This window comes from Mesonia maritima (genome assembly GCF_042433895.1).
In the GTDB taxonomy this organism is placed as follows: domain Bacteria; phylum Bacteroidota; class Bacteroidia; order Flavobacteriales; family Flavobacteriaceae; genus Mesonia; species Mesonia maritima.
Map to the genome: position 1 here is coordinate 778,116 of NZ_JBHLUA010000012.1, position 12,920 is coordinate 791,035.

A 12,920-nucleotide genomic window follows, 5' to 3' on the forward strand; every position below is an offset into this window, starting at 1 on the left:
AAGATTCAACGGAGTTAATCAAGTTCAGGTTGATAGAAAAATATTGTAAGATTTTAAAATCTAAGAATCAAAAAAGTCTAATGAATTCACAAACAAACTTACGCTTAACTTCAAGGCTGAATTGAAAAATTAAACTTCAATAATTCACGTGTTTTTTCGCTGGAAATAATTTTCCCTTTTGAAGAAGAATCGTTTAGAAATTGAGGTATTTCTAATTTGTATTCGGTAGCTTTTTGTTGATAATATTCTTTTTTTGAAGGATGGAAAGGAAAAACGCCGTGAACAATTTTCGGTAAATTTTGTTGCTGAATTAATTGAAAAATAAGCGAAATACAATCCTTTTGATGAATAAGATTTATCGGCGCTTTTGGATTTTTTAAAGAAGTTCTACCTGCTAAAAAATGAACCGGATGTCTATTTTCACCAATCAATCCGCCAAATCGAATTATGGTTGAAGAAAAAACCGCACTTTTCTGAAATAGGTTTTCAGTGGCGATAAGTTGTTTCGCATTTTCTGTGGTTCCGTTTGGTTTGCTTTTTTCTGTATAGGCAGGAAAAGGAAATTCATCCTGAAAAACAGAAGTCGAGCTTACAAAAAACATTTTTTCAAGCGATGATCTTTCCAAATAAGGAAATAAATTTTTAATTTTTTGCTCAAAATTCTCCTCAGGATTTTTTCGTAAACCCGGTGGAATATCAATGATTAATATTGCTACATTTTCAAGGAATTCTTCAATTTTCCCTTCAACTTTTTCTTCAGTAAGTTTTATTAAAAATGGGTTTATTTTTTCTTCAGCTAAATCAGTAATTTTTTCAGCAGAAGTTGTACTTCCATTTACATTATAACCTTCTGCGATTAATTTTTTGGCTAAGGGAAATCCTAACCAACCGCATCCTAAAATGCCAATAGTTTTCATTTTAATTCTTTTTTGGTATCGATTGTTTGTTTGGTGATAATCGCGTCGTTCAATACAAAAGGTTTTGGCATCATCGCTTTCGATCGTTTAGGAATATCTATCCATTCATTTTCCAAAAGATTATTACTCGCTTCGTAAATTTTCAATACCGGAAAAGTGTTTTTATCAACAAAAAAACTTAAGCGAAGCGTATCGCGATCTACAGCGTAATACGTCAACAATTTATTATTCGTTCTGTTTTCGTAAAAATAATGTTGCTTTTCTTTATCTAAAGGAAGCGGGGTTTTTCCGTTTACTGAAAGATTAGAAAAATTATAATTTTTATCTGCAAAAATTTCCAATCTGTTGATAGTTCTTAACGGAAGAATTTTTATCGTAAAGCGGTTTTTTTCCACCACTGTAGAATCTAATTCCACAAAATAATCTGCCGCAGGAATCGCTTCTACTGGCGCTTTAGCTGAATAAGTAAATTGATTTCCGTATTTACTATGAAAAATAGCTTTTGTTGAGGTTGAATCTTCAGCTGAAATAAATTCTTTTGTCCATTCATCTAATTGATGATCGTAAGTATTCCAAGTAGCGGTTTGCTTATCAACATCAAGCACATAAAGCAAACTATTAGGTTTTGGGTTTTCTTCAGAAAAACTTGCGTTTGTATGCGCGAGTATAAAAAATAAGCCACTAAAAAGGAAGCAAAAAATCGAGAGCAAATATTTACGTTTATAAAAAGCAAAAATCGGAAGTAATAAACCTACTAGTAAAACCGTAAAAACTGCGGAAATAACCAGCATTTTTAAACCTAAACCGACCGGAAAAAATTGTATGAGCGGTGAAAAAATAAAAATTGCAGGAATGGCAAAAATCAGTTGAATACCAAACCAGGCGTTCACTTTTTTAATCATCAAGAAAAACCCGATCATTATAAAAAATAAAGGAATAATGAAATAAGCCGCACCTTTTAAAGCAATCGCAATTCCGGTGTTGATTAATAACCAAATGAATAATGGCGCGATTAGTAAATTAGGAAGGCGTTCTTTTTCAACTTTTTTTCCGTAGAAAAGAAACGTGATCGCCAGACTTAAAAAGACAAAAGTCCCAATATAAAAATGCCCGTTATAAGTGAATCCATTTAAATTTTCTTGATATTCAGGATATAAATTTTTAAGAATACTCCAGCTGAAAAAAGCAATAATTCCACTAATAATTAGTGAACCGAGAAAAGGTAAAAAGCTTTTTAAACTATCTTTTAAAGTTAATCTCCGCTTTCTAAATCCATAAATAATTAACCCAATAAAGAAAATCCAGGCTAAAATTAGCATCGGAAAAATCCACGAAAACGGATAATGCACTAAATCTAAAAGCGGAAAATTAAAATAAACACTTTCTTCTACTGAAGCTAAAGTAGTTAAATGTTTATTACCAAAATAAGGCAAAAGCGCTGTTAAATAAGTGGCTTGATGCGCAAGTGAATTTGCATCTAAATTTTCGGGCGTATCGTTCGCGGTGTGATAATCAAAATGATCGTCTATAAATGCAAAAAAGAAACTCGGAATATCTTTTTCTTCTCTAAAAACTGTCGCATCGGTGTCGTTAGGAAGTTTTTTATAAACGCTATACATTAACGAAGTCGCATTGGGAAAACGCGGATTTGCTTCAGCGAAAGCTTTAATTAATTTGGTGTTCCCCGAATTTGTTTCTAAAATGGTGTTTGAAGGTCCGCCGCTTCCTCTGGCTTCAAAATTTAAGACCAAGCCAATATTTTCTGCCCAAGGATGTTCAGCTACAAAAAGGCCGGCGCCATTTAAACCAATTTCTTCCGCATCGGTAAAGCAAATAATAATATTGTTTTTGTGCGAAGTATTATTTCCCAGAAATACGCGTAAACTTTCTAAAATAGTGGCAACGCCAGAAGCGGCATCGCTTGCGCCGGGAGAAGAATGAACTGCGCTGTCGTAATGCGTAAGAATTAGTAAATCACTTTTAGGTTTCGGTTTGCTGCCTTCAATTTTTGTAATAATATTTTCTGGAGCAGTAAATGTTCCTTCTTTACTTAAATGATATCCTTTTTGTGTTTGTACTTGTAAGCCTAATTCTTGTAATTCTTTTACGATATAATTTCTGACTTTACTATGTTCTGCGGTTCCTACGGAATGGGGTTTCTGACTAATATTTTGAACATGCAAAAAAGCCTTTTCCATCGAAAAACCCGAAGGTAAACTTTCTTGATAATTATTTACTTGTGGCATAATGCTATTAAAACTTATGTAAACAAGTAGAGCAATTGCTGCTAAAACGCCACTTTTAATGATGAAATTCCGCATAGTTAAAGATTAATTGTAGAAAATCTAGTGAAGTCTAAAGTTAATAGTTGAGTAGAAAACTTTACGTGGGAAGTTTTTAAATTATAAAAAGAAGGAAGATATTGAAAGCAATAGCTTCTTAAAGATTTATAGTTAGGAAAGTTGAGTAGCAAAATATTCCTAAAAAAAATACTGCTGAATTTTTTACATCTACTTTCTTTTGAATTCTTCACCTTTTTTAACCTATGATCTCGCATAACTAAAGATACTAAAAATTAAAAAAAGTAAAGAAGAAAGTTTTAGGCATGAAAAAAGCACCACGTTTGTGGTGCTCAGAAAATTAAATAATAATTATATATTATTGAACTAAGCGAACTTCTGTCGCAGTCATTCCTTTTCTTCCTTCAGATTCAACGTACTCTACGTGATCTCCCTCATTGATTTGTTCTCCATTTAATCCTGTAACGTGAACAAAGATGTCTTGACCTGTTTCGTCGTTGGTAATGAATCCATAACCTTTTGATTCATTGAAAAATTTAACTGTACCTTCCATTGTAATAAAAAATAATAATATTAATAAAGCACAAACGTACAATTAAAAAATGTAACTGAAAGTAAAAATAATGTAAATTTTTATTCAAATTATTGAAAATAAGAATTTAATCAATTCCTTTTTCTTTCATTTTGTTAAGATTTTCTGGGCTTAACGTGTAATCTTTTAATTTTTTTCCTTTCCAACGATGATATAAAAAAATAGGCATCATAATGAAACAGCTGGCTAACACGGCAATACCAATAATTTTATCTCCGGTAGGTTCGTTTTCTTCAAAAATTCTGAAATAAAAACCAACCGCTACTGCCGCAACAATGCTAATGAGTAATATGATTAATATTTTTTTTACCATGATAATTTAATTCTTAGTAAGTTATTAATTTTCTGCGATATGCGGTGAGCATTTTCGATTTTGAAACAAAACCGATATATTTTCCGTTTTTAATAACCGGTAAATTCCAAGCACTGGTATTTTGAAATTTTGCCATCACCTGTTGCATATTATCTTTTCCGTAATAAATATAGTCTGGTGCATCATGCATCAAAAATTCTACCAAAACCGAATCGTGTAACGTCGTATCGAACATAATTTCTCTAATATCATCTAAGGTAATTACGCCTACCAATTCTTCTTCATCGTTTATTACGGGAAAAAGATTCCGTTTTGATTTTGCGACCGCATTATGCAACATTTCCTTAAGAGACATTTCAGGTTTTAGCGAAATAAAGTTTTGCTCTATAATTCGGTCCAATTTCAGTAAGGTTAAAACCGCGTGATCTTTATCGTGAGTAATCAGCTCATTATTTTCTTTTAATTCTTTGGTGTAAATATTATAATCAACGCGTGCTTTAGTAATTAAAAAGGAAATTGCTACGGTAATCATCAATGGAATAAATAACGCGTAACCGCCGGTAATTTCAGCAATTAAAAATATCGCGGTTAAGGGAGCTTGTAAAACGCCTGCCATTAAACCTGCCATTCCTACTAGCGTAAAATTACTATTGGAAAGTTCGAAACCAAGTTGGCGACAAATATTCACGAAAAAACTTCCGCTTACCGCGCCAAGAAAAAGGACAGGAGCAAAAACGCCACCAACGCCGCCACCGCTTAAGGTCACAGAAGTCGCAATGGGCTTTAATAAAATTAAGCCGATAATTAAAGAAATAACCACCCAAGGATTTCCGATGGAATCTTTAAATAAAAACGCATCGAAAGCAGTCGTATAATTTTGAGAAATAAGGTTGTTCATAAACGTAAAACCTTCTCCGTAAAGCGGCGGAACTAAAAATGTAAGTACGCCAATTATAAAACCTGCAATCGTAATTTTTAAATAATCGTTTTTTATTCGTTTAAAATAATGTTCTGTAGTAAAATAAACTTTAGAAAAATACAGCGAAACAATAGCGGTAATAATTCCTAAGATTGAATAAAATAAAATATTTTTAATGTCGAATTTCTGAATGTCATGAAAATCAACAATATATTGTTCTCCAATAAATAGCATTCGTGTGACTACTGCTGAAATTGATGCTAACAATAGCGGTAAAAGCGAAGCAAACGTTAAATCTAAACTGAAAACTTCAATCGCAAAAAGAATCGCAGCAATTGGTGCTTTAAAAATTGCTGAAAGTGAACCTGCGGCGGCACAAACCAACAGTAATTTTCTTGTTTGCGCTTTCATATGAAATAATTGCCCAATATTGGCTCCAAACGATGCTCCCGTGGCTACCGATGGGCCTTCCAATCCAACTGAACCTCCAAAACCTACTGTAAGCGGCGCAGTGAGCAAAGAAGAAATCATATTTCTTCGCGCCATTTTACCTTCTTTTTTAGAAATGGAAAAAAGCGCCATCGGGATTCCGTGACCAACATCGCGCCTGAGAATAAATTTCTTAACTAATAAAACCAATAGTAAACCTATAAAAGGAAAAATAAAATACAGGTAAATATGGTAAGAATGAATACTTCCTTTTTCAAAAGCTTTGGTTATAAAATGCGTAATGTTTTTAAGAATTACTGAAGCTAACCCGGCCAATAATCCTACAATTACACTAAGGATAAAAACGAAATTTTTATTGGAAATATGTTTATATCTCCAGATTAAAAAACGAGTAAAAGGTGTTTTTTTCTTAAGCATTTTCTAACCTCAATTCTTTAGAGTGCTAAAAAAATCCTGTGGTTAAGCAGGATTTTTTGATTATTAATTTAATTTAAGATGAAGCTCTTTTAACTGTTCATCATCTATCGGCGCAGGCGCATCGATCATTACGTCGCGGCCAGCATTGTTTTTTGGAAAGGCGATAAAATCTCGAATACTTTCTTGTCCGCCTAAAATTGCAACCAATCGATCTAACCCAAAAGCAAGTCCGCCGTGTGGAGGCGCTCCATATTGAAACGCATCCATTAAAAATCCAAATTGAGCTTCGGCTTCTTCTTTAGAAAAACCTAAGTAATCGAACATTTTCGCTTGGGTTTCTTTATCGTGAATTCTAATTGAACCACCGCCAATTTCATTTCCGTTTAAAACCAAATCGTAAGCATTGGCTTTAACTTCTTTAGGATTGGTCGCCAATAACGGAATTTGTTCTTTTTTAGGGGAAGTGAACGGATGGTGCATTGCGTGATAACGTTCCGTTTCTTCGTCCCATTCTAATAGGGGAAAATCGATTACCCAAAGCGGAGCGAATTCATCTGCTTTTCGTAAACCTAATTGGGCGCCCATTTCCATTCTAAACGCGCTTAATTGCGCACGTACTTTTTGGGTTTCGCCACTTAAAATACAAATTAAATCACCAGGTTTTGCCTCGGTTTTTTCTGCCCATTTTTTTAGATCTTCTTCTTCGTAAAATTTATCTACGGAAGATTTAAAAGTACCATCTTCATTATATTTTGCGTATACCATTCCTAATGCACCAACTTGTGGGCGTTTAACCCAATCGATTAATTTGTCGATTTCTTTTCGGCTATAACTTGCGCCACCGGGAATGGCAATTCCTACCACTAATTCTGCTTCATTAAAAACTTTAAAATCGCGGTGTTGGGTGAAATCGTTTAATTCGCCAAATTTCATTCCGAAGCGAATATCGGGTTTATCATTTCCGTATAAACGCATCGCCTCGTCATAAGTCATTCGAGGGAAATCTTCAACTTCAACTCCTTTTATTTCTTTTAGCAAATGTCGCGTTAAACCTTCGAAAGTTTGTAAAATATCTTCTTGTTCTACAAAAGCCATTTCACAATCTATTTGCGTAAATTCCGGTTGTCTGTCGGCACGTAAATCTTCATCACGGAAACATTTTACAATTTGAAAATATTTATCCATTCCGCCAACCATGAGTAATTGCTTAAATGTTTGTGGAGACTGAGGAAGTGCGTAAAATTGCCCTTCATTCATTCTGCTGGGAACCACAAAATCTCTTGCGCCTTCCGGTGTAGATTTAATTAAATATGGAGTTTCAACTTCAACAAAATCTTGATTAGAAAGGTAGTTTCTAACCGCAATACTTACTTTGTGGCGAAAAATTAATTTGTCTTTAATCGGGTTTCTTCGGATATCTAAATAGCGGTATTTCATGCGTAAATCTTCACCGCCATCGGTTTTATCTTCAATGGTAAAAGGGGGAAGTTTGGCTTCATTTAGCACAGTTAAATCGCTCACTAAAATTTCAATTTCTCCAGTTGGAATATTGGTATTTTTAGATTCACGCTCTATTACTTTTCCTTTTATTTGTATAACAAATTCTCTACCTAAATTTTTTGCTTGTTCCATCACAGCAGCGGGAGTGCGCTCTTCATCGAAAATAAGTTGCGTAATTCCGTAGCGATCGCGTAGATCTACCCAAATCATGAATCCTTTATCGCGTATTTTTTGTACCCAACCTGAAAGTGTAACTTCTTGTTCGGAATGATTTATTCTTAATTCTCCGTTTGTGTGACTTCTATACATGCTATTTTCTTGAAATTTGAATGCAAAAGTAAGAAGTTATCATATTTTGGACTATTATTATTGGAATAAAATTGAGGCTGTTTTTAGATTTTTTTATCTTCCTAAATAACTTGAAGTTAGAAATTTAAACTTCTAATGTTAAGTTAATGTTACGTAAATATTGATTTAATGTAAAATAAATTGTATATTTGTTAGGTAAACATTAAAAAAGAGTTATGAAAAAGATATTGATGATAGCAGCATTTGTGTGCACTGGAGCACTATTTGCGCAAGAAGTAGAGCCGAAATTTGAACAGAATGGAGATGTAGTTAAAGGAACTTTCTTTCATGATAACGGAACAATTCAACAAGAAGGAACGTATAAAAACGGAAAACTTGATGGTCAGTGGGTTATGTATAATAAAGAAGGAAAAAAAGTTGCCCTTGGTGAATATAATAATGGAGAGAAAACCGGAAAATGGTTTTTCTGGAAAGAAGATCAATTAACCGAGGTTGATTACTCTAGCAATAGTATTGCTGAAGTTACTACTTGGAAAAACTCTAATGTGGTAGTGAGCAATGAATAATTGAAATTTATAGTTAATATGAAAAAGCACCGAATTTTCGGTGCTTTTTTATTTTAGGATTGTGAAGGGATTACCAAAAAAGGAACTTTGGTGTGAAAACCAATTTCATCGATTACTTGTTTGAAAAATAAATTTTCGAAAAAAGAATGTTTGTTATTTACCATTGCTAATAAATCGATAGCGTTTTTTTTCTCGTATTCATAAATAAGTTTTGGAATATTATTTCCTTCTACGATTTTAAATTTATGATTCTTACTTTCTAATTTCTCTTCTAATTGTGCTTTCTTTTTCTTTTGTTCAGAAGATAAAAAGTCTTTTTCTGAAGCGTGAATTACATGTAAAGCTGAATTTTCTTTTGTAGAAAGATAATTTAGCCACCGAAGCTGAGAAGTATTATAATCGATTTCATAATCGGTTGGAAATAAAATTTCTTGAATTCCTTTAAAAACATAATCTGACGGAATGGCTAACACTGGAATTTTTGCACGATGAATAACACGTATCGTTGTAGAACCGAATAACACTTCTTTGGCTCCTGTAGCGCCTTGCGTTCCCATTATAATTAAATCGATATGCTCATTTTCAACTTGCTCATTAATTTCATCAGTTAAAAGATTAAAAGATGAAATTTGTTTGAAATGGTGCAACTTATTGCTGAATGTTTGCTTAATTTTTTTCTCTAATTTTTGTAAACCTACGGCAGAATTATTCTTATAAATTTCATCTAATCCGGGATTTATGGAAGAATAGCCAATATATTCCGTATCATAAACTATAGGTGTATAAACATTTAGCAAATAAAAAGTGCATTCTTCTTTTTCAAAAAGTTGCAAAGCGTATTCAATTGCGTTGAATGCATTATCAGAAAAATCGGTTGGAAGCAGAATTTTTTTCATCTTCAAAAATCAATTTTAATTCCTATTAAAAGTAAAGCATTTAAAACTAATTTCCGAAAAAAATAAAATTATCCTGTTATGGAAAATTAAAAAGCCGGTCTGCATAAAGCAAACCGACTTTCGAATTGGGGTAAAGTTCGGGTAGAGTAAACTTTTACGTTTTACTACCACTTAGGTATATCAAATATAGAATGTTTTAGCGTTGAGATTTATTTAATTAGATTACTCGCAGAGAGCTATCGATGATTGGAAAGTTAAGTTCGGTGAATTGTAAAATTTACTTTCGTCGATTTAATATTTTATTTTTTTTTAAATAAAAAAAACAGCGGTAATACACAGTCATAGTTTATTTACAAAGTTTGTCATCGCTTCCAAAACTTCTTCGAAATCATATTTTTTTGAAAGATTGTTTTCTCTCAACTCATTTTCGTAGTCAGTTGCAAGGTAATAACTTGCTTCTAAGCCTAGCGCACTAATCTTATGTTTAAGTTTATGAACATTATCTGCTGCTAGTTGATAATTTTTAGAAGATAGGTTGTTGTGGTAGGTTTCTATTTCTTCTGGCAGTTCTTTTTTTATAATATTGATGAGTAAACTTTCAAAATCTGTATCTCCACCAGATAGTTCTTTTATTGAAGATAGATTTGGTTGTTCTTTCATAGCTTTTTAGCGAAGTGAATTTTGAAAATTTCTATACGAATCGTTTTTAAAAAATCTTTCGTGTATAAAATTTACTACTTCTTTAGCTATTAAAAAAATTAATGCTTTATTTATTTTTTTGATATTGAAGAAAAAAGTCGTCCCTATACCTTCTTTAATTTCTAACCAAACCTTGCTATTATACAGTTGCACTACTTTTTGAACAATGATAAATCCTATTCCTGTAGATTTTTCATGCTTTCGTAAGGAACTAACTATTTTTTCAAAATGTTCTTTTGCAATACCAATGCCGTTGTTTTTTACAGAAAAATATAGTGCGTTTTAGTTGTTGAATAATCGATTAGAGCCTATTTTATTTCCTTTTCAATTAAAGTTTGGAGCGGTACTTATCAACCAATGTCTAATTTCTCTATTTTTTAGCCTTTAATTAGTTCGTTTAAACTCCAATATTCCAATAGCGCTTTTAGTTTAGTTACGTAATCTTCATATTTTAAAGGCTTAATAATATAACCAGCTATGCCAATTTCATAACACGCTAAAATATCTTTTTGATTAGCGGAAGTTGTTAGCACAATAGTGGGTAAATATTTTAGAATAGCATCTTCTTTTAAAATCTTTAGAAACTCTATGCCGTTCATTTTTGGCATATTTAAATCCAGTAAGATAATATCGGGTAAAGGTTTATTATTTTTCAGGAGGTTTAAGGCATCTTCACCATTTTTTGCTTCAATAATTTCGTGAGGCATTTGTGAAGAAGTAATGGTGCGATTGAGTTTCATAATCTCAATCATATCATCCTCAATAAGTAATATTTTCAGTTTATTTTTCATAGCTTCTTCTACCTTTATCATATAAAATTGTAATTAATTTTTAAAATGTATTTATAAATTCGGTAGAATACTTATTTGTGTCGACCAATGTTTAGAAGACAAAGTTAAACCGTTAATAATATATTCAAATATTTTCTATTGCTGAAAATTAACTTGACTTTTTCTTAATCTTTAAATTATATGGCAGTAATGTTGAATAATTACATTCGCAAGATTTAGAATTTTCAGAAATGGTAAAAAAAACATCAAATAAATTATTTTTTACGTTTATATTTTCACTTAGTCTATTTTTTATTCTTGCTTTTCTAAACGCTAAAAATAATGATTCTACTTATAAAGAATTACCAATAGAGACTGAAAATTTTAAAATTTTAATTGAAAAAAAAGTTGATGAACTTTCTACAGAAATTGATGAACTCGTTCTAATTTCAGAAAAATATAAAAATGCTTCCGCTTCGTTAAACGCAGTAAAAAATCAACTTCATCAAACCAGAATTTCTTATAAAAAAATAGAAGCTATTCTTACTTTTTATTATCCCGAACACGTAAAAGCTTACTTAAACGGCGCTCCTTTACGGCATTTAGATCCTTTTCCTGTAGATGAAAAATACAAAGAAAAAGGCTATTATGTAATGAATGCCACCGAATATAAAAAAAGTCTTCCGCTAGATTTATTAGATACTGAGCATTATAAAGGCGAACCAAAAGTGATAAATCCTAAAGGGCTTCAAGTGTTAGATGAACTTCTTTTTTCTGAAGAAGCAACTAACAAGAAAGAAGAAATTTTGCAGTTAGCTCAACATTTGCAAGAATATTTTCAGCCCGTAAAAAAAGCAATTTCAAGCAGAACGTATTTTTATGATTTCGAAATTTTTGAAGCCTTACGCCTAGAATTAATACAAATTACAAGTTTAGGAATTACCGGTTTCGACACGCCGGGTTCATTATCCGGAGTTGAGGAAAGTAAATTTGCACTCAACGGAATTCAATTTTTTCTGAATCCCTTTTTAGAAAAATTACCGCCAAAAAAATCAAAAAATATTCGTAGAAAATTAGAAGAAAGCATTCAATTTTTAGAAGATGATCATGAATTTTCTACATTCGATAGATTAACGTTTATTAAAAAATATATCGATCCGTTATATGCTGAATTTATGTCAATTCAAATCGAATTAAATTTGCGTTCTACCGCCGCGGTTTATGGTAAAAAAGCCTCTTGGAATTCTTCTAGCGTTTCTATTTTTTCTGAAGATTTTTTAAATCCCTACTATTATAGTTTATTAAAAGAAAACGAAGATTCTAAAGATTTACAAAACCTTGGTGAAAAACTATTTTTCGATAAAATTTTAAGTAATTCAGGCAAGATAAGTTGCGCAAGTTGTCACCAACCAGAATTAGCTTTTACCGACGGAAAAGCAAAATCTTTAGCCAGCGCAAAAGGAAAAACCGTGTTAAGAAATTCGCCCAGTTTAATTAATGCAGTTTTTGCCGATCGTTATTTTTATGATTTGCGCGCACGAGATTTAGAAGAACAAGCAGAACATGTTATTGAAAGTCACTTAGAATTTGATACCAGTTTTTCAGAAATTATCGAAAAATTGAATATTAATAAAGAATATGAAAACACTTTTAAAAATACTTTTCAGCAAGAAAAAATTACCCGTTATTCATTTGCAAAAGCATTATCTTCTTACGTTTTATCCTTACGATCTTTTAATAGCGAATTCGATAAATATATGCGTAACGAAGTTGCCGAAATAAATGCTGAAGTAAAAAAAGGGTTTAATCTCTTTATGGGAAAAGCCAATTGCGCAACTTGTCATTTTCCGCCAACTTTTAGCGGATTGGTTCCGCCGCTTTACCAAGAAAATGAAAGCGAAGTTCTAGGTGTTTTAGAACAACCGAACACCTATAAAATCGATGATGATTTAGGAAGATTCAATAACGGAATTTATCCCGAAGCCCAAGAAATTTATAAACACTCGTTTAAAACGTCAAGTGTAAGAAATGTAGCTTTAACCGCGCCTTATTTTCATAATGGCGCTTATGAAAATCTAGAACAAGTAATCGATTTTTATGATAAAGGCGGCGCTGCAGGAATTGGTCTTTCTTATGAACTTCCGCAGCAAACACTCTCACCCTCAGCTTTAAATTTAACCGAAGAAGAAAAAGAAGCGCTAATTTCTTTTATGAAGTCACTCACCGATAATATAGGAAAAAATAATTCCTTTTAATTTGTGATTGTTAGTGA

11 protein-coding genes and 1 pseudogene are annotated in these 12,920 nt (G+C 32.1%); 2 read left to right on the plus strand and 10 right to left on the minus strand.

What is annotated here, in order from left to right; genetic code table 11:
• Nucleotides 1-110: 110 nt before the first annotated feature.
• From ACFFGL_RS10455 to aspS, 6 genes are all read right to left on the minus strand, one after another.
• Entirely contained in the window at nt 111-917 is an 807-nt protein-coding gene (locus ACFFGL_RS10455) for an NAD(P)-binding domain-containing protein (RefSeq protein WP_309726262.1), read from the minus strand.
• Entirely contained in the window at nt 914-3,238 is a 2,325-nt protein-coding gene (locus tag ACFFGL_RS10460; protein WP_309726261.1) for a M20/M25/M40 family metallo-hydrolase, read from the minus strand. Before ACFFGL_RS10460 ends, ACFFGL_RS10455 begins: the two co-directional genes overlap by 4 nt.
• A 337-nt stretch (nt 3,239-3,575) precedes the next feature.
• Nucleotides 3,576-3,770 (minus strand): cold-shock protein, encoded by a 195-nt coding sequence (locus ACFFGL_RS10465; protein WP_309726259.1) that lies wholly within the window; start codon nt 3,768-3,770, stop codon nt 3,576-3,578.
• Between the two features lie 106 nt (nt 3,771-3,876).
• Nucleotides 3,877-4,122 (minus strand): hypothetical protein, encoded by a 246-nt coding sequence (locus ACFFGL_RS10470; protein ID WP_309726257.1) that lies wholly within the window; start codon nt 4,120-4,122, stop codon nt 3,877-3,879.
• 13 nt (nt 4,123-4,135) lie between these two features.
• On the minus strand, nt 4,136-5,908 hold the full coding sequence (locus ACFFGL_RS10475; protein WP_309726255.1) for a chloride channel protein: 1,773 nt from the start codon (nt 5,906-5,908) through the stop codon (nt 4,136-4,138).
• 63 nt (nt 5,909-5,971) lie between these two features.
• Nucleotides 5,972-7,717 (minus strand): aspartate--tRNA ligase, encoded by a 1,746-nt coding sequence (gene aspS / locus ACFFGL_RS10480; RefSeq protein WP_309726254.1) that lies wholly within the window; start codon nt 7,715-7,717, stop codon nt 5,972-5,974.
• Between the two features lie 215 nt (nt 7,718-7,932).
• Here aspS and ACFFGL_RS10485 point away from each other — a divergent pair, with 215 nt between their 5' ends.
• Nucleotides 7,933-8,283 (plus strand): toxin-antitoxin system YwqK family antitoxin, encoded by a 351-nt coding sequence (locus ACFFGL_RS10485; protein ID WP_309726252.1) that lies wholly within the window; start codon nt 7,933-7,935, stop codon nt 8,281-8,283.
• 53 nt (nt 8,284-8,336) lie between these two features.
• Here ACFFGL_RS10485 and ACFFGL_RS10490 read toward each other — a convergent pair whose 3' ends face one another.
• From ACFFGL_RS10490 to ACFFGL_RS10505, 4 genes and pseudogenes are all read right to left on the minus strand, one after another.
• Nucleotides 8,337-9,179 (minus strand): universal stress protein, encoded by an 843-nt coding sequence (locus tag ACFFGL_RS10490; protein WP_309726250.1) that lies wholly within the window; start codon nt 9,177-9,179, stop codon nt 8,337-8,339.
• A 339-nt stretch (nt 9,180-9,518) separates the two neighbouring features.
• Entirely contained in the window at nt 9,519-9,839 is a 321-nt protein-coding gene (locus tag ACFFGL_RS10495) for an Hpt domain-containing protein (protein WP_309726248.1), read from the minus strand.
• A gap of 6 nt (nt 9,840-9,845) precedes the next feature.
• Nucleotides 9,846-10,145 (minus strand): annotated as a pseudogene (locus ACFFGL_RS10500) (ATP-binding protein); the annotation flags it as partial.
• Between the two features lie 110 nt (nt 10,146-10,255).
• Nucleotides 10,256-10,669 (minus strand): response regulator, encoded by a 414-nt coding sequence (locus ACFFGL_RS10505; protein WP_309727147.1) that lies wholly within the window; start codon nt 10,667-10,669, stop codon nt 10,256-10,258.
• Nucleotides 10,670-10,899: 230 nt separating this feature from the next.
• Here ACFFGL_RS10505 and ACFFGL_RS10510 point away from each other — a divergent pair, with 230 nt between their 5' ends.
• Nucleotides 10,900-12,903: a cytochrome-c peroxidase gene (locus ACFFGL_RS10510; protein WP_309726246.1), complete on the plus strand. Its 2,004-nt coding sequence runs from the start codon at nt 10,900-10,902 to the stop codon at nt 12,901-12,903.
• The last annotated feature ends 17 nt before the right edge of the window (nt 12,904-12,920 follow it).